Origin of the sequence: Falsirhodobacter xinxiangensis, assembly GCF_004959935.1 — a bacterium.
Lineage (GTDB): Bacteria > Pseudomonadota > Alphaproteobacteria > Rhodobacterales > Rhodobacteraceae > Falsirhodobacter > Falsirhodobacter xinxiangensis.
In genome coordinates, this window is the sequence record NZ_SMYN01000009.1 from 71,882 (window position 1) to 93,775 (window position 21,894).

Genomic DNA, 21,894 nt, shown 5'->3' on the forward strand with positions numbered 1-21,894 from the left:
CTTTTCATTCCAGCGCCAGAACCGCCCCCGGGTTCATGATCCCCGCCGGGTCCAGCGCCCGCTTGATCGCGCGCATCGCGGCCAGTTTCGCCGGATCGCCATAGCGCACCAGATCCGGAACCTTCAGCCGCCCGATCCCATGTTCCGCGCTGACCGAACCGTCCATGTCGTGCACCAGATCGTGCACCGCGCGGGTGATCGCCGCCGCATCATATTCCGCACGGCTCCGCCCCTCGGCCGGAAAAGCGTTGTAGTGCAGGTTCCCGTCGCCCATATGGCCGAAACAATTCACGCGCAGGCCGAACCCGGCCAGAGCCACCTCGGCCCTCGCAATGAACTCCGGCACCAACCCCAATGGCAACGACACGTCATGGCTGGCGATGGCGCCGATATGGCGGTTCGCCTCCGGGATGCTTTCGCGCATCGTCCAGAACTCCTGCCGCTGCGCCTCGGACATGGCGATCAGGCCATCCTCCAGCCCGGCATCGACGAACAGCCCTTCCAGCGCCTCCACCGGGTCCAGCCCCTCGGGCAACCCCAACTCCACCAGCACCATCCAGTCCGACACCAGCGGCAGACGCACCTCGGGCATCGTCTGCGCCAGAAAATCCGGCCCTTGGCGCGAGATCAGCTCGAAGGCCTGCACCATCCCCGGCAACCGTCCCTCGGCCAGCCCCAGCAGCTCCAGAGCCGCGGCCGGCCTTTCCACCGCCAACAGCGCCGTCCCCACCCGCGCCGGGATTGGAAACAGCTTCAGACTGGCCGCCGTGATGATCCCCAGCGTGCCCTCCGCCCCAATCATCAGCCCGCGAAGATCATAGCCGGTATTGTCCTTCCGCAGCCGCCTCAGCCCGTTCCAGACCGTCCCGTCCGGCAGCACCGCCTGAAGCCCAAGACACAGATCCCGCGCCGTGCCGTATCGCAGCACGTTCAGCCCGCCTGCATTGGTCGACAACGCGCCGCCGATCCGCACCGAACCTTCCGACGCCAGCGACAGCGGAAACAGCCTCCCCGCATTCCGCGCCGCCGTCTGGATATCGGCCAGAATCGCCCCCGCCCCGGCCACAAGCGCGTTTTCGGCGGGAAACACCTCGATCCCGGTCATCCGCTCGGTCGAGATCAGCAATGGCAGCCCCGGCATCACCTGCCCGCCGACCAGCCCCGTTCCGCCACCCAATGGCACGATCGCCACCCGCGCCGCCGCACAGGCTGCGACGATCACCGAAACCTCCGCCGCGGTCCGGGGCAGCGCGACCGCACCCGCCCCACCGCCGAACTTGCCGCGCGGCTCGCTCAGATGGCGCGGCTCCACAGCGCGCAGCGTGTCGGGCGCCAGCCGCGCACCAAGCGTTTCAAGAAAGGCGGGATCGCATGGGTTCATCCCTCCGGGTTATCACTCCGGCAGCGACGGCTCCAGCACCATGATCGTCGGACGCCTCGGCAGGCTGTCCAGCCCAAGATCGATCTGCGAGACCCCCGGACGCACGATATCGAAGCTGCCCTCCATGTTGCCCAGAAACACCTCCAGCGACCGCCCCGAGAACCAGTGCATCGGCAGCACGACCGAGGATCGCAGCCGCTGCACCACCCGCCCCATCACTGCCACGTCCATCGTATAACTGCCATCCACCGGCACCATCAGCACATCCACCCGGCCCAGCGCGGCATATTGCGCGGCATCCGGTTCGTGATGCAGATGTCCCAGATGGCCGATGCACAGGCCCGCCACCTCGAACACGAAGATCGAATTGCCATCCTCGCGGATGCCGCCAGCCCAGTCGCGCACATCGGTGGTGACGTTGCGCACGATCACTTCCGGCAACTCCAGCCGCTTGTCGCCCTCCCACCCTCGCAGCACATGGGTAATCGCCGGATCGGGAGTGTCGGTAAAATGCGTGGAATGGGCGTTGTTCATCGTCACGATGTCCGGAACCAGCCCGCCGAGCCACCCGTGATAATCCGTCGCCGCCGTGACCCCGCCGGGCGTGCGCAGCGCAAAGGTCGAATGCCCGACGTAATGGATGCGCACCCGCCCCTCGGGCAGCGGGTCCTCGAACGCCGCGCGCGTGACGCCCGTATCGGCCAGCGCAATGCAATGGCTGGGCGTCTGAGCATGGGCGGCGGTGGCGAAAAGCAGGGCAGCGGCGAATCGGATCATCGGGTCACCTCCACCGCCAAGGATGCGGCTTTGGCGCGCAGAGGTCAGTTCACGGATACGTCAGCCGACATCCGTGCGCCCGCGCCGATCCCCGCGCAGGTTGGCGTAAAGCACATGGTTCCGCCAACGCCCCGCAATCTGAAGATAGCTTTGCGCCACGCCCTCGTATTTGAAGCCGCACTTTTCCAGCACCCCGCGCGAGGCAGCGTTCTCCGGCAGACAGGCGGCCTCGATCCGGCTCAGATCCAGCGTGGTGAAGGCATAATGCGTGACCGCCAGAATCGCCTCGCGCATATACCCTTTGCGGGCATAGGGCTGGCCCACCCAATAGCCCAAGGTGCCCGCCTGTGCCGGGCCGCGCCGGATATTGTCCAGCGTGATCGCCCCGACCAGCGCCTTGTCATCGCGCCGGATCAGCAGCAGCGGCATGGCCGACCCGTCGCCCACCGCCCGCGACGACCACGCGACGCGGTTGGTGAAGGCGCGGCGTGTCAGATGCTCGGGCGACCAGACAGGCTCCCACGCCTGCAGGAAATCGGCGCTGCGCGACCGCAGACCCGACCACGCGGCAAAGTCGCCGTGCTGCGGCAGGCGCAGGGTCATCCGCTCCGTCTCGATCCTGACGTTGCGCCGCAGGCCCAGCATCAGGCGGCGAGCCTCGATCTGATACCCTCCAGCCCGGGCGCCTTCTTGACCGGGCCGTATAGCGCCAGCGCCGCGGGGGCCGACAGCATCCGCCCGGCATAATCGCGCACGTCCGATGCCGTGACTGCGTCGATCTTGGCCACCGCCTCGTCCACGTCCGGCACGCGGCCATAGATTGCCAGCAGCCGCGCGATACGCTCGGCCCGCGACGAGGGCGATTCAAGTCCCATCAGCATCCCGGCCTTCATCTGCGCCCGCGCCCGGTTCACCTCGGCCTCGGTCATGTCCTCGGCGGCGCGTTTCAGCTCGTCGATGGTCAGGCCGGTCAGGTCCTGAATCTGGTCCGAAGACGTCCCGGCATAGACGGTGATCTGCCCCGTATCCTCATAGGCGCCCGACTGCGCGAAGATGGTATAGCACAGCCCCCGCTCCTCGCGGATCTTCTGGAACAGGCGCGAGGACATGCCCCCGCCCAGCGCCGTGGCATAGACCTGCGCGGCATAGACATCGGGGGCCCGATAGCCGGGCGATTCGAAGGACAGCGCGAAATGCGCCTGTTCCAGCTTCTTCACCTCGCGCCGTTCGCCGCCCATGAACCGGGCGGGCTGCACCAGCCCGTTGCCGACCGGCTTCAGATGCCCGAACAGCGCCGTCGCCTGCGCCACGATGGCGTCATGGTCGATCCCGCCTGCCGCGGACAGGATCATCTGGTCCGGCCCGTAATGTTCGGCCACGAACCGCGTCAGATCCTCGCGAGAGAAGCCCGCGACGCGTTCCTCCGGTCCAAGGATCGTGCGCCCGAACGGCTGGTCGGGATAGGACGCCTCGTGCAGCCAGTCGAAGATGATGTCGTCCGGCGTGTCCAGCGCCTGCCCGATCTCCTGCAGGATGACGCCGCGTTCGACCTCGATCTCGCGCGGCTCGAACACCGGGTTCAACACGATGTCGGCAATGACGTCCAGCGCCAGCGCCACGTCATTTTCCAGCACCCGCGCGTAATAGGCGGTCATCTCGCGGCTGGTATAGGCGTTGATGTAACCGCCCACATCCTCGATCTCTTCGGCGATCTTCAGCGCGGTCCGGCGCTTCGTGCCCTTGAACGCCATGTGTTCAAGGAAATGCGCGATGCCGTTCTGCTCGACCCGCTCGTGCCGTCCGCCCGCCGTGACCCAGACCCCGACCGAGGCCGATTTCAGCCCCGGCATCTGCTCGGTCACGATACGGAAACCGTTGGGAAGCGTGTCGAGCCTGATCGTCAACGGCCGGTCCTTTCGCGGATGAAGGTTTCCACCGCGGACAGATCGTTCGCGATGCGGTTGACACGCTCGGGGCGGTCGAAAAGGTCGGCCATATGCGGCGGCAGGGCCGGACGGATGCCGGAAGCGGCCTCGACCGCATCGGGGAACTTGGCCGGATGCGCGGTCGCCAGCGTGATCATCGGCACGGTGCCCAGATGCTGCTCGGCCACCGCAACGGCAACCGCCGAATGCGGGCACAGCAATTCGCCCGTCCCGTCCAGCACGCGGCGAATGGTGGCGCTCGTCTCCTCCTCGGACACGCGGCCCGAATCGAAGCTCGCGCGCAGCGTTTCCAGCGCCCCTTGCGAAATGTGGAAGCCCCCGGCCTTCAACTCGGCCATGAGCTGCGTCACCGCCGCACCGTCGCGACCGTAAGCATCGAACAGCGCCCGCTCGAAGTTCGACGACACCTGAATGTCCATCGACGGGCTGATCGACGGCTTCACCCCGTCCGGCACATAATCGCCCGAACTCAGCGCCCGGTGCAGGATGTCGTTCTGGTTGGTCGCCACCACCAGCTTTTCGATCGGCAGCCCCATTTTCCGCGCGATATAGCCCGCAAAGATGTCCCCGAAATTCCCGGTCGGTACGGTGAACGACACCGGACGCCCCGGCGCACCAAGCGACACGGCGGCGGTGAAATAATACACCACCTGCACCAGAACCCGCCCCCAATTGATGGAGTTCACGCCCGCCAGCCCCACCGCGTCGCGGAAGGTGAAGTCGTTGAACATATCCTTGACCAGCGCCTGACAGGTGTCGAAATCGCCATCCACCGCCAGCGTGTGCACGTTCGATTCCGACGGCGTCGTCATCTGCCGCCGCTGCACGTCCGATACGCGGCCATGCGGATACATGATGACCACATCGACGTTGGACAGCCCGCGGAACGCCTCGATCGCCGCCGACCCGGTATCGCCCGAGGTCGCACCGACGATGGTGATCTTCTCGCCCGATTTCGCCAGCGCGGCCTGGAACAGCTGGCCGATCAGCTGCATGGCGAAGTCCTTGAACGCCAGCGTCGGGCCGTGGAACAGCTCCAGCAGGAAATGGTTGGGCGCAAGCTGCACCAGCGGCGCGCGCGCGGCATGGGCGAACCCGGCATAGGCCTTGTCGATCAGCCCGCGCAGTTCCTCATCCGTGAACGTATCGCCCGTGAAGGGACGGATGACGCGGAACGCGACCTCCTCATAGCTTTGCCCCGCCAGCGCCGCGATTTCCGGCGCGGTGAACGCCGGTACGGTTTCCGGCACGTAAAGTCCGCCGTCGCGCGCAAGGCCGGTCATCATCGCCTCGCCAAAGGTCAGGACGGGGGCGGTTCCACGGGTCGAGATATATTTCATTCACGCATTTCCTTCACCACGCCGCCTGATACGCCAGAGCCAAAGCAGTGTCATCCCCACCCAGACCGCCGCAAGCGAAAACCACGTCAGGGCGTATCCCAGATGGTCGTTCGGGATCGCGCTCGTGTCGATGGGCAGCGGGATCACCCCGTCCCCGGTCGGCGTGCGGGCCACGACCAGCACAGGCTCCGTCCCCAAGGCAGACGCCATCGCAGGCACATCGCGCGCGAACCACAGATCCCCTTCCGGCGCGGGGGTGTAGCTGTCCACCTCCTCGGGCCAGTGCAGGTTGCCGTTCACCTCGGCCTCGGCCGCGTTCAGCGGATCGTTCCGCCACGCCTCATAGATGAAGCCGCGATCCACCATGATCCGCCGCCCGCCTGTCTCATAGGCGGCGATCACGCGGAACCCCGGCCCCATTTCCTTGTGGCCGACCAGCACCAGAAGCCGGTCCCCGGTGAACCGACCCTCCAGCCGTACGGGTTTGTATCGGTCGGCTTCGGTCGGCGCGTCGGGCAAGTCCCCCGGAACGTCCCGGATCTGCGCGTCGATGGCGGCGATGACGCCTTCCTTCCATTCCAGCCGCTGAAGCTGCCAGCGGCCAAGGCCCAGAAGGATCGCCGTGCCGATCAGGCCGATCAGCAGCGGGGCAAGAAATCGTTTCATGGATCTTCCAACGAAAAACGCGCGCCCGAACCGGCGCGCGTTGCAAAGGCTCGAAAGGGTTTACTGACCCCAGACGTAGATCGAGGCGAACAGGAACAGCCAGACCACATCGACGAAGTGCCAATACCACGCGGCCGCCTCGAAGCCGACATGCTTCTCGCGGCTCATCTGGCCCTGTTTCGCCCGGATCAGGCAGACGGCAAGGAAGATGGTGCCGATGATGACGTGGAACCCGTGGAAACCCGTCGCCATGAAGAAGTTCGCGCCATAGATGTTGCCCGAGAAGCCGAACGCCGCGTGGCTGTATTCATAGGCCTGGAACACCGTGAACAACACGCCCAGCCCCACGGCCAGCAGCAGCCCGTTCACCAGATCCTTGCGGTTGTCCTCATGCGCGATGGCATGGTGCGCCCAAGTGCAGGCCGCGCCAGAACACAGCAGGATCAGCGTGTTGATCAGCGGCAGGTGCCACGGATCGAAGGTTTCGATCCCCTCGGGCGGAAAGATGCCGTCGATGGCGGGCGACAGGCCGGACGGGTCCATCGGATAGATGGCGTGTTTGAAAAAGCTCCAGAACCACGCGGCGAAGAACATCACTTCGGACATGATGAACATGATCACGCCATAGCGCAGGCCAATCTGCACCACCGGGGTGTGATCGCCGACGAGGCTTTCCTTGATCACGTCACCCCACCAGCCCCACATGGTGTAAAGCACCAGCGCAAGGCCGATCAGGAACACCCAGGGGCCGCTTTCGGTCTTCATCCACAGCACGCTGCCATACAGCATGACGAAGGCCCCGACCGCGCTGATGAACGGCCAGACGGATGGCGGAAGGATATGATAATCGTGGTTCTTTGCGTGCGCCATCTCCGGGTCCCTCTGGCTGCGTAGCTTACTGTAGCGTGCTGCCCTTTGCGGGGGCAAGCGCGGCCTGCTCTTGCGGCAGGTCGGTTTGATAGAAAGTGTAGGACAGGGTTATGTGGTTGACGAACTTGCCTTCCCGGTCGTCCACCATCGCAGGATCGACATAGAAGGTCACCGGCATCTGCACCGTCTCGCCGGGTTGCAACACCTGCTGGGTGAAGCAGAAACAGTCGATCTTGGCAAAGAACCCGCCCGCCGCATCCGGTGCCACGTTATAAGTCGCGGTCCCGGCAATCGGCTTGTCGGTCGGGTTCGACGCCTCATAGAAGGCCAGCCCCGTCTCGCCGATCTTCAACGTCATCTGGCGCTGGGCGGGCTTGAATGTCCAAGGCATCCCCTTGTCCAGCGAGGCATCGAAGCGCACCGTGATCTCGCGGTCCAGCACGGTATCCGATGCGGATTCAGCCCGCGCGGTCGTCCCGGCGAACCCCGTCACCCGACAGAACCAGTCATAGAAAGGCACCGCCGCAAAAGACAGCCCGCACATCACCACCGCCACGCCCGCAAGGCGCAAGGCCGTCTTCTGCTGCGCGTTCATCGCGTCGCCTCCCCCGGCAGGACCGCCGTTCCGGTCACGCCCTGAAAGCCGTCCTTCTCGCCGATCTCGGTCACTTTCACCACGGTCAGCCCAAAGACCAGCGCGACGAACACCGCCAGCACGATCCCCAGCCCCATGTTGCGCCCGAAACGCCGCTTGTGCAGTTCGTGTTCGCGAAACATCACCAGCCTCCCAATCCCCAGGGCTTCAGCGCGGCCTCGGCCAGAAACGCGCCGAAATGCAGGAACAGATACATCAGGGAAAAGGCGAAGACCTTCTTCTCGACCTTGTATCCGTCGGCCTCGGCCTCCGCCTCCTCGCGCCGGACGATGCGCCACGCGCCCCAGATGAACATCGCGTTCAGCACGACCGCGACCGCAACATAGATCGGCCCGCCGATCGACGTGAACCCCGCGCCGATCGCCACAGGCGCCAGCAGCAGCGTATAGACCAGAATATGCTTCCGCGTGGATTTGCGCCCATGCGTCACGGTCAGCATCGGAACCTTGGCGGCCGAATAATCCGACTTCATGAACAGCGCCAGCGCCCAGAAATGCGGCGGCGTCCACATGAAGATCAGCGCGAACATCAGCACGCTTTCGACCGACACGCCGCCCGTTGCGACGGCCCAGCCGATCATGGGCGGAAACGCCCCCGCAGCCCCGCCGATCACGATGTTCTGCGGCGTCGTCCGCTTCAGCCACATCGAATAGATGACGACATAGAAGAAGATCGTAAACGCCAGAAAAGCCGCCGAAAACCAGTTCGCGGCCAGCCCCAGCATCATCACCGAAATGCCCGACAGCGCCAGCCCGAAGCCAAGCGCCTCGCCCGGCGCGATCCGCCCGCCGGGGATGGGGCGGCTTTGGGTGCGTTTCATCACCGCGTCGATATCGGCGTCCCACCACATGTTCAGCGCGCCCGAAGCCCCGCCGCCCAGCGCGATGAACAGGATCGACGCCAGCGCCACCAGCGGATGAACCCCCACCGGCGCGACCAGAAGCCCCACCATCGCGGTGAAGACCACAAGCGACATCACCCTCGGCTTCAAAAGCGAGAAGTAGTCGTTGAAACCGGCATCGCCGGTTCCTTCGAAGCTGTTGATGTCGCTCATGCCAGTATCCTTAGTTGGCGGCCACGGTCAGCGGGCCGCCATTCGATGCAACTTCGGTCGGAAGCGGGACATATCCACCCTCCGCCTTGGCCGCTGCAAGCCATTCGTCGTAAACTTGTTGCGAGACGACCTTGACCGTGATCGGCATATAGGCGTGGTCCTTGCCGCAAAGCTCCGAACACTGGCCGAAATAGACGCCCTCGCGGTCCGCGCTGAACCACAGTTCCGCCAGACGTCCCGGAACGCCGTCCTGTTTGACGCCGAAGGCAGGCATGGCCCAGGAATGGATCACGTCAGACGCCGTCACCTGAACCACGACCGTGGTGTTCACCGGCACGATCACCGCCGTATCCGTCGCCAGCAGGAAGTCCGAAGGCTCATACCCCGCTGCGGTCAGCTCCGCTTCGATCTCGGGGCTGCGCACTTTGCTCTCGCCACCGATCATGAAGCTGTCGAAAGCGATCTCGTCATCGACATATTCATAGGACCAGTACCACTGGTTGCCTGTCGCCTTGATGGTCAGCTCGGCCTCCGGGATCTCCTGCTGTTTGAACAGCACGGGCAGCGAAAACGCCCCGATAAAGACAAGGATCAGGATCGGCACGATGGTCCACGCGATCTCCAGCGGCGAATTGTGCGTGAAGGTCGCGGGCGTCTTGTTGGCGCGCGTGTTGAACCGGACGATGCACCAGATCAGCAGCGCCGTCACGAACACCGTGATCACGCCGATGATGATCAGCAGCATGTGGTCCAGACCCTGCAGGTCCCGCGCCAGTTCCGTCGCCGCCGGCTGGAATCCGGTCGCACCGGGGGTGGGCCGTCCCACCACTTCCAGCCCCTGCGCGATGGCCGTGCCACCCGCGAATGTCGCTGCCAGACCCACGGCAAACCCGTAAACGGAGGTCAGAGGTCGCATTTTCATATCCCGTTCCCGTATCGCGGCTTTTTGTGCCGCGTTCTCCTCCCACCCGCGATATCGGGCAGAATCCCGTTGTTTCCCTTTTCCGTGAAAACCATATTACCGCTCAATCGACAAGCAAAACAAAGCAGGCGCCCCATGACCGATGCCCCCTTCCGTCCGTTCGACACCCTGCTGGACGAGACGACCGCCCTTGCGATCCTGCGCGAGGCCACGCATGGCGCCGACGATGGCGAGCTTTTCCTTGAACGCCGCCGGTCCGAGGCGCTGGTGCTGGATGACGGCCGCATCAAGACCGCCAGCTACGATGCCTCCGAAGGTTTCGGCCTGCGCGCCGTGCGCGGAGAAGTCGCAGGCTACGCCCATTCGACCGAGATTTCCGAATCCGCCCTGCGCCGCGCGCTGGAAACGGCCCGCCTTGCCGTGGGCGATGGCGGCGGCACGCTCGCCCTGCCCCCCAAAGGCACCAACACCCACCTTTACACCGATGCCGACCCGATGGCCGACGCCACCTTCGCGGTCAAGATCGAGACGCTGCGCGAGATCGACGCCTTCGCCCGCGCGCTCGACCCCAAGGTCGTGCAGGTCTCCGCCACCATCTCCGCCAGCTTTCAGGAGGTCGAGATCCTGCGCCCCGAAGGTCTGCGCCTGACCGACATCCGCCCGATGGCCCGCATCAACGTCTCGGTCATCGTGGAAAAGGACGGGCGTCGCGAATCCGGCGGCATGGGCGGCGGCGGGCGCTTCGGCCTTGAACGCCTGATGCAGCCCGCGCATTGGCAAGGGATCGTGCGCGAGGCGCTGCGCATCGCTCTGGTCAACCTCGATGCTGTCCCTGCCCCCGCCGGCGCGTTCGACGTCGTGCTCGGCCCCGGCTGGCCCGGCATCCTGCTGCACGAGGCGGTCGGCCACGGGCTCGAAGGCGACTTCAACCGCAAGAACACCTCGGCCTTCTCGGGCCTGATCGGCCAGCGCATCGCCGCCCCCGGCGTCACCGTGCTGGACGACGGCACCCTCCCGGACCGCCGCGGCTCCATCTCCATCGACGACGAAGGCACGCCCTCGGCCCGCAACACGCTGATCGAGGACGGCATCCTCACCGGCTACATGCAGGACCGCCAGAACGCCCGCCTGATGGGCGCCCTACCCACCGGCAACGGACGCCGCGAAAGCTATGCCCACATCCCGATGCCGCGGATGACCAACACCTACATGCTGGGTGGCAAGGACGATCCGGCCGGCATCCTCGCCAGCCTGAAGGACGGCATCTATGCCGTCGGCTTCGGCGGCGGTCAGGTGGACATCACCAACGGCAAGTTCGTCTTCTCCTGCACCGAAGCCTATCGCGTGCGGAACGGCGTGGTGGGCGAGGCGATCAAGGGCGCGACGCTGATCGGCGACGGCGCGACGGCGATGAAGCAGATCCGCGCCATCGGCAACGACATGGCGCTGGACCCCGGCATCGGAAATTGCGGCAAATCGGGCCAGTGGGTGCCGGTAGGCGTCGGCCAGCCCACCCTCATGATCGGCGGCCTGACCGTGGGCGGATCGGCAACCTAGACCGCGGCAGCAGCGAAAGGCGAATGTCCCCTATGGGGACGCAGAGCCTTTCGCTTCCCCCGCCCAGTCCCAGGGCCGCGTGAAACAGCGCAGCGCCTCCTGCACGCGCGCGTCCTCCGCCTTCGGCGCCAGCATCGCCACCAGCCCCAGCTTCTTGTCCTCGACCACGCCCGTCACCCGGCTTTGCAGCCCGGCTTCGGCCAGCGCCGCGTCATAGACGCGCTTGATCGCCATCCGCCGCAGGTCGGGCTTGAAAACCTTGCCAACCGCCGTCTTCGGCAGCGCGTCCAGCACCTCGACATGCTTCGGCACAGCCGCGCGCTCCGAGATCCGCGCGCGGGCGAAATCGATCAGCTCCGTCGCCCCGACCTCCGCGCCCGCCACCAATTCGACATAGGCGCAGGGCAACTCTCCGGAGTGGGAATCCGGCTGGCCGATCGCTCCCACGAACGCGACCGAGGGATGCTCCATCAACGCCGCCTCGATCTGCGCGGGGTCGATGTTGTGCCCGCCCCGGATGATAAGATCCTTCGCCCGCCCGGTGATGAATAGATACCCGTCCGCGTCGATCCGCCCCAGATCGCCGGTATGCAGAAACCGGCCCGAGAACAGCCCCCGGTTCTTGTCCAGCTCGGTATAGGTCGAACCCTCGAACACGCCGGGGTTCGACACGCAGATCTCGCCCACCTCGTCCACGTCGCACACCCGTTCCCCGTTCAGGATACGGACCTCGGTATGCGGAAAGGGCAGCCCGACCGAGCCGATCTTCTTCGCCCCGCCCGGCGGGTTCACCGACACAAGGCAGGTGCATTCCGTCAGGCCATAGCCTTCGATGACCTGCACCCCCGTCGCCTTCTCGAACCGATTGAACAGTTCCACCGGCAGCGGCGCCGAGCCCGAAAACGCCGACCGCAAGGACGACACATCCGCGTCGATCTTGCGCTGCATCAGCGCCGCCAGCGCCGTCGGCACCGTCACCAGATAGCTCGCGCGGTGTTTCTCGATCAGCTTCCACAGATTGTCGAACACCCCGTCCCCGCGATACCCCGCAGGCGTCGGCAGCACGATCTGCGCCCCGGATGCGATCATCGACATCAGGATGGGATAGACGGCAAAGACGTGAAACAGCGGCAGTGGGCACATGACGACATCGTCGGGTCGGAACAGAAGCCGCTGCCCGATCCAGCCGTTATAGACCATGCCCGACACCTTGTGCTGCGCGACCTTCGGCATCCCCGTGGTCCCGCCGGTGTGGAAATAGGCCGCCACCCGATCCTCGGGCGGATCGTCAAAGGTCAGTTCCGCCGGCTGCGCCGCGATCGCCTTGGCGAAATCCATCACCCGCGCCCCATGCGCGGCCGGATTCTTCGGGCGCAGGAATGGCACGATCCACCGTTTCGGCGGCGCAAGATAGCGCAGCAGGTCCACCTCGATCACCGTCGTCACGCCCGGCGCTTCGGCCAAAGCCGCGCCGACCTTCTGCGCCACGTCGGATTTGGGAAAGGCTTTCAGCGTCACGACGACCTTCGCCTTCGTCTCGCGCAGGATCGCCGCGATCTGCTCCGGCTCCAGCAGCGGGTTGATCGGGTTCACGATCCCCGCGACCGCCCCGCCCAGCAAGGTCACAGCCGTCTCCAGCGCATTCGGCAGAACGAAGGCGACCACGTCCTGCCGCCCCACACCAAGGCTGCGGAACAGGTTCGCCGCCTGGCAGACCTGCGCATGAAGCTGCTGCCAGGTCAGTGTTTCGGCCCCGGTCTTCGGGTCCGCGAAAAGCCGATAGGTGATCGCAGGCCGCGGCCCATGGGCGCGCCGCGCCCGGTCCAGAAATTCGTGCATGGTCTTTGCCACGTCACGATCCTTCCAGGCCGCCTCGGCCTCGATGGCCACCAGATCCGCCCGCGATGCGAAACCTGTCATGTCGATCCTCTCCGTTCCCCGGTCCCGAGGATGACGTTTTCGCCCATCATTGCAAGGCGTGGCGTGGCGTCACGCCGCCGCGGTGAATTGCAGCTGCGCAAGGCGGGCATAAAGCCCCCCCTCCGCCACAAGACTGTCATGCGTGCCGGTCGCAACGATGCGCCCATGATCGAACACGACGATCCGGTCCGCTTTCTTCACCGTCGCCAGCCGGTGCGCGACGACCAGCGTGGTGCGCCCCTCTGCCAGCTTGTCGACCGCGCGCTGCACCGCCAGTTCCGATTCCGCATCCAGCGCCGAGGTCGCCTCGTCCAAAAGCAGGATCTTCGCATCGCGCAGGATCGCACGGGCCAGCGCCACGCGCTGCTTCTGCCCGCCCGACAGCATCACCCCCCGCTCGCCCACATAGGTGTCGTAACCTTCGGGCAGCGCGGTCAGGAAATCATGCGCGGCGGCGGCGCGGGCGGCCTCCTCCACCTCGGCATCCGTGGCGTCGGGACGGCCAAAGCGGATGTTTTCCCGCGCACTGGCGGCGAAGATGACCGGGTCCTGCGGCACCAGCGCAATGTCGCGCCGGAAATCGTCCCGCGCCATGGTCGGCAGGTCCACGCCGTCGATGCTGACCGTGCCCGATTGCGGATCGTAATAGCGCAGCAGCAGTTGCAGGATCGTCGTCTTTCCCGCTCCCGAGGGGCCGACAAGCGCCACAGTCTCGCCCGGTGCGATCCGCAGCGTCACGCCGTCCAGCGCCGATTGCCCGGGCCGCGCGGGATAGTGGAAATGCACGTCGTCGAACACGATCTCGCCCCGCGCCGGACGCGGAAGCGCCTGCGGCACGGCGGGGTCCTGCACCGGGTCCTCGGCGGCCAGCAGCTCGGTCAGACGTTCCGTCGCCCCCGCCGCCCGCTGCAACTCGCCCCAGATATCCGACAGCGCCCCGACCGAACCGGAGACCATCACGGCATAGATGACGAACTGCACCAGCTCGCCCGTGGTCATCCCGCCCGCACGCACGTCCCGCGCCCCGATCCAGAGAACCCCCACCACGCCCGCAAAGACGAGGAAGATGACGATGACCGTCATCAACGCCCGCGTCGTGATCCGCTGTTTCGCGGCATCATAGGATTTCTCGGTCAGATCGCCGAAGCGACCGCGCACCGCACCCTCCTGCGTGAAGGCCTGAACCGTGGCGACGGACAAAAGCGCCTCGGACGCATTGCCCGAGGATTGCGCGATCCAGTCCTGATTGGCGCGGCTCAGCTTGCGCAGGCGGCGGCCCAGCACCACGATCGGCACGACGACCGCCGGCACCAGCAAAAGCACCAGCCCCGTCAGCTTGGCCGAGGTCACGAACAGCATCGCCAGCCCGCCCACCAGCATCAACAGGTTTCGCAGCGCGATGGAGACGGAGGAGCCGATGACCGACAGGATCAGCGTCGTGTCGGTGGTCAGGCGCGACAGAACCTCGCCGGTCAGGATACGCTCGAACCAGCCGGGGCTCATGGCGGTGACGCGGTCGAAGACGGCACGGCGGATGTCTGCGATCACCCGCTCGCCCAGCCGGGTCACGAGGTAATAGCGAAGCCCCGTCCCAATGGCGAGCAGGACGGCGATGGCAAGGAAGGCCGCGAAATACTGGTCCAGAAGCTCTGCCGTGTCGGTCGTGAACCCGTCCACGACCCGCCGCACGGCGATGGGCAGGATCAGGCTGACCGAGGCCGTCAGAACCAGCGCAGCAAAGGCCCCCAGCATCAGTATCCGGTAGGGCGCGAGGAAAGGCGACAGGGCGCGCAATGCGCCCACGCGGCGCGAGGATGCGCGTTCGGCCTGGCTGGTATCGGTCATCGCGTTCCCCCATCGAATGCGGATCGGGGTTTAGGCCCTGCGCGCCTCCGGGGCAAGTCGTGCAATGGTCGCGGGAACGCTCCCGCCACTCGTCGATGCGCTGCGCGCACCTTCTCGACGTTGGGCCGGGCGCCGGGGCGATGCCCCGGCGCAACGCCACCGCCAGCGTGAGGGGCAGGACGCGAAGCGTCCGCGCGCGACGAGGGCCCTCCCTCGTGGAGGGGTCGAGGAGCGCGCCCCTTCCCCTTTGGGCGCGACCGTGGCAACAATCCCAGCATGACAGCGCTCCAGCATTTCGCAGCCCCCGACGGTGCCCGCCTCGCCTTTCGCGACGAGGGCGAAGGTCTTCCGCTCCTCTGCCTCGCCGGGCTGACCCGGACAATGGGCGATTTCGACTACCTGAAGCCGCACCTCCCTCCCTGCCGCCTGATCCGCATGGACTGCCGGGGGCGCGGCGCGTCCGATTTCACCGGCGCCCCCACCTATACCGTCGCGCAAGAGGCGCGGGACGCGCTTGCCCTGCTCGACCATCTTGGCATCCCAAAGGCCGCAATCCTCGGCACCTCGCGCGGCGGGCTGATCGGGCTCGCGCTGGCCGCGACGGCAAAGGACCGCCTCATCGGGCTCTGCCTCAACGATGTCGGTCCGGCGATCGAGCGCACGGGCCTGACCCGCATCTTCGACTACCTTGGCCGCAACCCCGCCGCGAAAACGCATGAGGCGCTGGCAACCCGCCTTCCCGCGCTGATGCCGGGCTTCGCCAATGTCCCGCAGGATCGTTGGCTGGCCGAAGCGCGGCTGCACTATCGCGAAACCGCGACCGGGCTGCACATCACCTACGACCCCGCCCTGCGCGACGCCTTCATCGCCGCGATGGACGGCCCGCCCTTCGACGCGTGGCCCCTGTTCGATGCCGCCGCCGGCCTGCCACTTGCGCTGATCCGTGGCGCGAACTCCGACCTGCTGTCCACCGCCACCGCGAATGAAATGCGCCGCCGCCGCCCCGACATGACCTTCGCCGAGGTGCCGGATCGCGCGCATATCCCCTTCCTTGACGAGCCGCCCGCAATCGCCGCCATCGCCCAGTTCCTGAAGGCCTGCCAATGAACATCCAGATGATCGAAGCCGCCGCCGGACGCCTGCGCGGCCACGCGCGCGTTACCCCCCTTCTCTCCTCGCCCGACCTCGACCGGATCGCGGGGCGGCGGGTGCTGGTGAAGGCCGAATGCCTGCAGCACACCGGATCGTTCAAGTTCCGCGGCGCATGGTCCGCCGTGTCGGCTCTGGACCCCGAAACACGGGCGCGGGGGGTGATCGCCATCTCCTCGGGCAACCATGCACAGGGCGTCGCGCTGGCGGCGGCGCGGCACGGCACCGGCGCGGTCATCGTCATGCCCGCCGACGCGCCGAAGCTGAAGATCGACAATACCCGCGCCTTGGGGGCCGAGGTGATCCTCTATGACCGCGCCACCGAAGATCGCGAGGCCATCGGCGAATCCCTTGCCGCCGAACGCGGCCTGACGCTGATCCGTCCCTTCGACGACCCGCAGGTGATCGCAGGCCAAGGCACCACGGGGCTGGAGATCGCGGAACAGGCGCTGGCCGCCGGGGTGAAGGCCGCCGACGTCATTGTCTGCTGCGGCGGGGGCGGCCTGTCCTCCGGCATCGCGCTGGCCTTGGAAGGGTCTGCCCTGCGCGTGAGGACGGCGGAACCTGCGGGCTTCGACGACATGGCCCGCTCGCTCCTCGCGGACGAGCGGCTGGCGAACGGCCCCGCCAGCTCGATCTGCGATGCGATCCTGACGCCGAAACCGGGCGAGCTGACCTTCCCCATCCTGTCGCGCCTTGCCGGTCCCGGCATCGTCGTCACCGATGACGAGGCGCTGGACGCCGTCGCTCAAGCCTTCCTGCGGCTGAAGATCGTGCTGGAGCCGGGCGGCGCGGTCGCCCTTGCCGCCGCATTGTCCCACGCGCCGGAGATCGAGGCGGACACGGTGATCTGCGTCGCCTCGGGCGGGAACGTGGACCCTGCGACCTTTGCTTCAGCCTTGGCACGGCTGGGCTGATGCCGCTTCTGCCTCTTCGCGACATCGCGCTGAACTATGCCGAATCCGGTCACGGTGCCCCGGTGGTGTTGCTGCACCCCGAGGGGCTGTCGCTGCAGGCATGGGACGCTGTGCAGCTGCCGGGACGCATCATCCGGCCCGACATGCGCGGGCATGGCCTTTCCGCCTGCTCGCCGCCGCCCTATGCGATGGGCGCGCTGATCCGCGATGCCGAGGCGCTGATGGATGCGCTTTCGGTCCGCGATGCGGTGGTTGTCGGCATTGGTATCGGCGGCCTGATCGCGCAGGGGCTGGCGGTGAAGCGACTGGACCTCGTGCGCGGGCTGGTGCTGGCGAATACCGCCGCGCGCATCCCCGCCCCCGCCGCATGGCAGGCCGCACAGGAATCGGCCACCGCGATGGACCCGCTGGTGGAGCCGCTGATCGACCGCTGGTTCCCGCGTCCCGCCCGCGAAAGCGACGCTGCAAACGCGGCGCGCACCCTGCTGCGCCGCACCGATCCGAGCGGATATGCGGGCGTCATGGCGGCGATGGCGGGCACCGACTTCTACACCACCACCGCCACGCTGACCCTGCCGACGCTGGTGATCGCCGGGACCGGCGACGGTGCAGTCCCGCCCGATCTGGCGCGCGAGACGGCGGATCTGATCCTTGGCGCCGAGTTCCGGCTGATGCGCGCGGGGCATTTGCCCTGCCTTGAACAACCGGGCGCACTTGCCGCGCTGATCGGTGATTTCCTGTCGCGCATCGGTCACTGACTCTTTCTGTCGGGCGCTTCTGTCCAATTTGTCGCACCCCTCGCTTGCGCTACACGTCCCCTCAAGCAGCAAGCGACCCATCCCGGCAGCCAGCCCCGTGCCAGCGCCCCAGATCGGCAGCCAGCCAAGCTTCTGAAAACCTTGACCTCCAGGCTTCCAGCCCCAGATACAGGTCATGGGCGATCTTATCCGTATCATCTTCGCGATCCTGCTTCCTCCGGTCGGGGTCTTTCTGCAAGTCGGCTTCCGTGGGGCCTTCTGGCTGAACATATTGCTGACGCTGCTGGGCTATCTCCCGGGCATCGTCCACGCGGTCTGGATCATCGCACGCAGATAGGCTGGAACAGCCGCGCGGGATGACTGTTTCCCTCCGATCAAATCGGGAGGAAACCATGAAACTCATCTTGTCCGCCGCGTTGTGCCTTGCCGCCACGGCCGCCAGCGCCGATTGCGCCGCCGAACTTGCGCGCCTTCAGGGCGGCATTTCCAAGGACGGCTCGCTCGCCCCGCTGGAACAGCCTCAGGCCGGCATCGCCAAGGACGGCACAACCGCGCCGCTGAACGCAGATCCGGGCATCGCCACCTCGCCCGCCGACGTTCAGGCGCAGCAGGACGGCGCGCCGACCGCGGCCGAGGACGCCGCCGAAGGCCGCGATGCCGCCATCGAACGCGCCCGGCAGGCCATGGCCGCGGGCGACGAGGCCGGGTGCATGGACGCTTTGCAGGGTCTTTGAACGCGAAGGTGACTTTCATCCCCCCGCCATCGTCCCTATGATGCGCGCGACTTTTGATGCGCCAAGGAACGATGATGATGAAACGGCTGCTGCTTGCCCTTGCCATGACCGCTGTTCCGGCGCTTGCCCACGGGTTCGAAACCCGTGCCACGGCTGCGTGGGTCTATGACATCACGACCCGGACCGTCCTTCTGGACAAGAACGCCAACACCCCCCTGCCGCCCGCGTCCATGTCCAAGCTGATGACGCTGAACATGCTGTTCGAGGCGCTGCACGATGGCCGCGTCACGATGGAGACGACCTTCCCCGTATCCACCAAGGCGTGGCAGATGGGCGGATCGAAGATGTTCGTCGAACCCGCCGACCGCCCCACGGTCGAGGAGCTGATCCACGGCATCATCATCAACTCGGGCAACGATGCTTGCGTCGTGGTGGCCGAAGGGCTGGCCGGGTCCGAAGAAGCCTTTGCCCGTCTGATGAACGAACGCGCCGGGCAGCTTGGCATGACGGCGTCGCATTTCGCCAACTCCTCGGGCTGGCCGCACCCGGAACACCGGATGTCGATGCATGACCTCGGCCTGCTGGCGACCCGCCTGATCACCGAATTCCCCGAGCTTTACAAAAACTTCGCGCTGACCGAGTTCAACTACAAGAACCGCGTGCCGTCCAATGCCAACAACCGCAATCCGCTGCTGCGCCTTGGCGCGGGCGACTGGACGGCGGACGGGCTGAAGACCGGCCACACGCAGGAGGCCGGGTTCGGCCTGACCGGTTCGGCCGTGTCCAAGACCGATGGCCGCCGCGTGGTCTTCGTGCTGACCGGGCTGCAATCTGATGCCGACCGGGCGACCGAATCCGAGGCGATCGTGAACTATGCCTTCCGCCAGTTCGTGCAGAAGACCGTGGTCCGGTCCGGGCAGCGTGTGGGCGAGGCCGACGTCTGGCTGGGCCAGACCGAACGTGTCGGGCTGGTCACGCAATCCGAGGTGAACCTGCTGGTTCCCGCCTCGGTCCAGGATGCGATCACGGCGGACATCGTCTATACCGGCCCGGTCTCGGCCCCCGTCGCGCAGGGCCAGCAAGTTGCCGAACTGATCATCCGCGTCCCCGAGATGCCGGAAACCCGCGTTCCGCTGCTGGCCGAGGCTGCGGTTGCGAATGGCGGCTTCGGCACGCGCCTGTCCACCGCCGCCCGCGTGCTGGCCGAACGCTTCATCGCCGCCGAACCTGCCCCCGCCGAACAACCGGCTTCCTGACCCTTGGCGCGGTTCATCGCGGTCGAGGGGATCGACGGCTCTGGCAAGACCGGGGTCGTGCGCGCCATTGCCCAAGCCATCCCCGATGCGCTCACCACGCGCGAGCCGGGCGGCACGCCGCAGGGCGACCGTCTGCGCGGGCTGCTGCTGGCGGGCGATGGCGCGGCGTGGGACCCGATGTCAGAACTGCTGATGATGACCGCCGCGCGGGTGGAACATGTGCGCCGCGTGATCCGGCCCGCGCTGGATGCCGGCCGAACCGTGGTGTCGGACCGCTTCCTCGGCTCCACCCTCGCCTATCAGGGGGCGGGGCGCGGGATGGACGCGGGGCTGATCCGCGATCTGCATGACCGCGCGGTGGGGGGTATCCTGCCCGATCTGACCATCGTGCTGGACCTCGATCCCGCCATCGGCCTGTCGCGCAGCCGCAAACGGCTCAGCGCCGAGGCGGTGGACGAAGGGCGGTTCGAAAGCCTCGACCTCGCCTTCCATTCCCGCGTGCGCCAATCCTATCTGGATCAGGCCCACAGCGCGCCGGAGCGCCACGCGATCATCGACGCGGCTTCTGCGCCCGAGATCGTGGCGCAGCAAGTGCTGGCTGCACTGGCAGCCTGTTGCAAACCTGCAACCTAAAGTTTTCCAATAGCTTTTCGTTAACCCTGAGATGGACGCCCCGATCGCGGCGTGGCATGAGCCGCCGTTCGCAGCTGGGCTGCGAGTGCTTTCAGGAAAATTAGAATGGTTAAAGCGGTCAAGCTGCCCGTCGTCACGAATGTGAACGCAACCCAAATGGCGAATGCGATCTTCGGGAGCGGCACGAAAGTCATTTCTGCGAAATATTCTGGCGATGCCGCATCCAAGGGCATCTACAGCAACGGGCTTGCGACCTCGCCGGGGGTGCTGCCTTCCGATACGGGCGTCATCCTGTCCACCGGACGGGCGGACGCCTTCACGACGGCGGCGAACACCGCGAACAAGACCAATGCCTCGACCAACACCCTGGGTGCTGACAACAACCCGTATCTGAACGCCATCGCAGGCACGGCGACCCATGACGCCGCCGTGTTCGAGGCGACCTTCGTGCCGGACGGGTCGGTCCTGACGATGCAGATCGTCTTCGCGTCCGAGGAATATCCCGAATATGTCGGCGGAAAATTCAACGACGCTGTCGGCATCTATGTCAACGGCGTGCGGGCCGAGTTGACGGTCGGCAACGGCGACATCTCGATCAACAACATCAACGCCACGGGCGCGAACCGCGGTCTTTTCAAAGACAACGCCAACGGCGCCTACAACACCGAGATGGACGGGTTCACCGTGACCCTGACGCTGAAGGCCCCCGTCAAGCCGGGAGTCAACAACACGATCTGGATCGGCATCGCCGATGCGGGCGATTCAACCTACGATTCCAACCTCGTGATCGCCGGGAAAAGCGTCCAGACCAGCATCGTCGCGCAGGATGACGAGATCGCGCTGAAACAGGGCGCCACGGGCATCGTCGATGTGCTGGCCAACGACATCGGCCCGCTGAAGACCGCGCTGACGATCACCCATATCAACGGCGTCCCGGTCAAGGCGGGGGACAGCGTCACGCTCGCCTCCGGCACCGTGGTCAGGCTGCTGCCGAACGGCACGCTTGCTATCACATCCGCTGGAAACGGGCCGGAGGTCATCAGCTATACCACCAGCGATGGCAGCGCCGCGTCGGACACGGGCTTCGTCAATGTCGCGACCATTGCCTGCTTCACCGCCGGAACGCGGCTGGAGACGCCCGGCGGCGCGCGGCGGATCGAGGATTTGCGCCCAGGAGACATGGTCCTGACCCGCGACGACGGCCCGCAACCCCTGCGCTGGATCGGAACCTCCACCGTCGCAGCAGAGGGGCGCTTCGCCCCCAACGCCATCGCCCCGAATGCGCTTGGCAGGCACGATGCGATCGAACTGTCGCCCAATCACCGCATTCTGATCGAAGGGCACCGGGCCGAACTTCTGTTCGGCGAAGGCGAGGCGCTGGCCAAGGCGCGCGACCTGGTCAACGATCTGACCGTCACCCGCCGGACGGGCGGCAATGTCACCTATGTCCACGTCCTGTTCGACAGACATCAGATCGTCACGGCGAATGGGCTGGACAGCGAAAGCTAGCTCCC

General features: G+C 66.3%; 22 protein-coding genes. 9 read left to right on the forward strand and 13 right to left on the reverse strand.

The genetic code is table 11. The annotated features are described in order from the left end of the window. Positions 1-4: 4 nt before the first annotated feature. From E2K76_RS12235 to coxB, 11 genes are read right to left on the reverse strand one after another with little or no spacing between them, the layout of a single operon-like run. Positions 5-1,381, reverse strand: a complete 1,377-nt coding sequence (locus E2K76_RS12235) for an FAD-binding oxidoreductase (protein WP_136684600.1) — start codon at positions 1,379-1,381, stop codon at positions 5-7. A 12-nt stretch (positions 1,382-1,393) separates the two neighbouring features. After that, positions 1,394-2,158, reverse strand: a complete 765-nt coding sequence (locus E2K76_RS12240; RefSeq protein ID WP_136684601.1) for an MBL fold metallo-hydrolase — start codon at positions 2,156-2,158, stop codon at positions 1,394-1,396. Positions 2,159-2,218: 60 nt separating this feature from the next. Then, a complete protein-coding gene (locus E2K76_RS12245; RefSeq protein WP_136684602.1) occupies positions 2,219-2,803 on the reverse strand; it encodes a GNAT family N-acetyltransferase in 585 nt (194 codons plus the stop codon). Then, a complete protein-coding gene (locus E2K76_RS12250; RefSeq protein WP_136684603.1) occupies positions 2,803-4,062 on the reverse strand; it encodes a M16 family metallopeptidase in 1,260 nt (419 codons plus the stop codon). Before E2K76_RS12250 ends, E2K76_RS12245 begins: the two co-directional genes overlap by 1 nt. Next, a complete protein-coding gene (gene thrC, locus E2K76_RS12255; protein ID WP_136684604.1) occupies positions 4,059-5,444 on the reverse strand; it encodes a threonine synthase in 1,386 nt (461 codons plus the stop codon). The genes E2K76_RS12250 and thrC overlap by 4 nt, the downstream gene beginning before the upstream one ends. Beyond that, positions 5,445-6,110 (reverse strand): SURF1 family protein, encoded by a 666-nt coding sequence (locus E2K76_RS12260; RefSeq protein ID WP_136684605.1) that lies wholly within the window; start codon positions 6,108-6,110, stop codon positions 5,445-5,447. Positions 6,111-6,170: 60 nt separating this feature from the next. Next, positions 6,171-6,980 (reverse strand): cytochrome c oxidase subunit 3, encoded by an 810-nt coding sequence (locus tag E2K76_RS12265; RefSeq protein ID WP_136684606.1) that lies wholly within the window; start codon positions 6,978-6,980, stop codon positions 6,171-6,173. A 25-nt stretch (positions 6,981-7,005) separates the two neighbouring features. Next, positions 7,006-7,575 carry a cytochrome c oxidase assembly protein gene (locus tag E2K76_RS12270; protein WP_136684607.1) on the reverse strand — a complete coding sequence of 190 codons (570 nt, stop codon included), beginning with the start codon at positions 7,573-7,575 and terminating at the stop codon, positions 7,006-7,008. Beyond that, entirely contained in the window at positions 7,572-7,757 is a 186-nt protein-coding gene (locus E2K76_RS12275) for a hypothetical protein (protein WP_136684608.1), read from the reverse strand. Before E2K76_RS12275 ends, E2K76_RS12270 begins: the two co-directional genes overlap by 4 nt. Next, positions 7,757-8,689, reverse strand: coding sequence for a heme o synthase (gene cyoE, locus E2K76_RS12280; RefSeq protein WP_136684609.1), 933 nt, complete (start codon positions 8,687-8,689; stop codon positions 7,757-7,759). The genes E2K76_RS12275 and cyoE overlap by 1 nt, the downstream gene beginning before the upstream one ends. A 10-nt stretch (positions 8,690-8,699) precedes the next feature. Beyond that, on the reverse strand, positions 8,700-9,605 hold the full coding sequence (gene coxB, locus E2K76_RS12285) for a cytochrome c oxidase subunit II (RefSeq protein WP_136684610.1): 906 nt from the start codon (positions 9,603-9,605) through the stop codon (positions 8,700-8,702). Positions 9,606-9,746: 141 nt separating this feature from the next. Between coxB and tldD the strand changes: the two genes are divergently transcribed. Further along, complete coding sequence (tldD, locus tag E2K76_RS12290; protein ID WP_136684611.1) at positions 9,747-11,168, forward strand: metalloprotease TldD; 1,422 nt, start codon at positions 9,747-9,749, stop codon at positions 11,166-11,168. 30 nt (positions 11,169-11,198) lie between these two features. Here tldD and E2K76_RS12295 read toward each other — a convergent pair whose 3' ends face one another. Together E2K76_RS12295 and E2K76_RS12300 are read right to left on the reverse strand one after the other, a co-directional pair. Then, positions 11,199-13,088, reverse strand: coding sequence for an acyl-CoA synthetase (locus tag E2K76_RS12295; RefSeq protein WP_136684612.1), 1,890 nt, complete (start codon positions 13,086-13,088; stop codon positions 11,199-11,201). Positions 13,089-13,157: 69 nt separating this feature from the next. Continuing rightward, positions 13,158-14,933 carry an ABC transporter transmembrane domain-containing protein gene (locus E2K76_RS12300; protein WP_169053295.1) on the reverse strand — a complete coding sequence of 592 codons (1,776 nt, stop codon included), beginning with the start codon at positions 14,931-14,933 and terminating at the stop codon, positions 13,158-13,160. Between the two features lie 276 nt (positions 14,934-15,209). Between E2K76_RS12300 and E2K76_RS12305 the strand changes: the two genes are divergently transcribed. From E2K76_RS12305 to E2K76_RS12340, 8 genes are all read left to right on the forward strand, one after another. Then, positions 15,210-16,040 carry an alpha/beta fold hydrolase gene (locus E2K76_RS12305; RefSeq protein WP_136684613.1) on the forward strand — a complete coding sequence of 277 codons (831 nt, stop codon included), beginning with the start codon at positions 15,210-15,212 and terminating at the stop codon, positions 16,038-16,040. After that, positions 16,037-16,999: a threonine ammonia-lyase gene (locus E2K76_RS12310; protein WP_136684614.1), complete on the forward strand. Its 963-nt coding sequence runs from the start codon at positions 16,037-16,039 to the stop codon at positions 16,997-16,999. The genes E2K76_RS12305 and E2K76_RS12310 overlap by 4 nt, the downstream gene beginning before the upstream one ends. Next, the gene (locus tag E2K76_RS12315; RefSeq protein ID WP_136684615.1) at positions 16,999-17,757 is read left to right on the forward strand and encodes an alpha/beta fold hydrolase; all 759 of its coding nucleotides are present in this window, start codon (positions 16,999-17,001) and stop codon (positions 17,755-17,757) included. The genes E2K76_RS12310 and E2K76_RS12315 overlap by 1 nt, the downstream gene beginning before the upstream one ends. A gap of 175 nt (positions 17,758-17,932) precedes the next feature. After that, entirely contained in the window at positions 17,933-18,094 is a 162-nt protein-coding gene (locus E2K76_RS12320) for a YqaE/Pmp3 family membrane protein (protein WP_136684616.1), read from the forward strand. A gap of 55 nt (positions 18,095-18,149) precedes the next feature. After that, the gene (locus tag E2K76_RS12325; RefSeq protein ID WP_169053296.1) at positions 18,150-18,491 is read left to right on the forward strand and encodes a hypothetical protein; all 342 of its coding nucleotides are present in this window, start codon (positions 18,150-18,152) and stop codon (positions 18,489-18,491) included. A 71-nt stretch (positions 18,492-18,562) separates the two neighbouring features. Next, positions 18,563-19,747, forward strand: coding sequence for a D-alanyl-D-alanine carboxypeptidase family protein (locus tag E2K76_RS12330; protein WP_136684617.1), 1,185 nt, complete (start codon positions 18,563-18,565; stop codon positions 19,745-19,747). 3 nt (positions 19,748-19,750) lie between these two features. Next, the gene (gene tmk / locus E2K76_RS12335; RefSeq protein ID WP_136684618.1) at positions 19,751-20,380 is read left to right on the forward strand and encodes a dTMP kinase; all 630 of its coding nucleotides are present in this window, start codon (positions 19,751-19,753) and stop codon (positions 20,378-20,380) included. A 105-nt stretch (positions 20,381-20,485) separates the two neighbouring features. Then, complete coding sequence (locus E2K76_RS12340; protein WP_342773634.1) at positions 20,486-21,889, forward strand: choice-of-anchor L domain-containing protein; 1,404 nt, start codon at positions 20,486-20,488, stop codon at positions 21,887-21,889. Positions 21,890-21,894 lie beyond the last annotated feature (5 nt).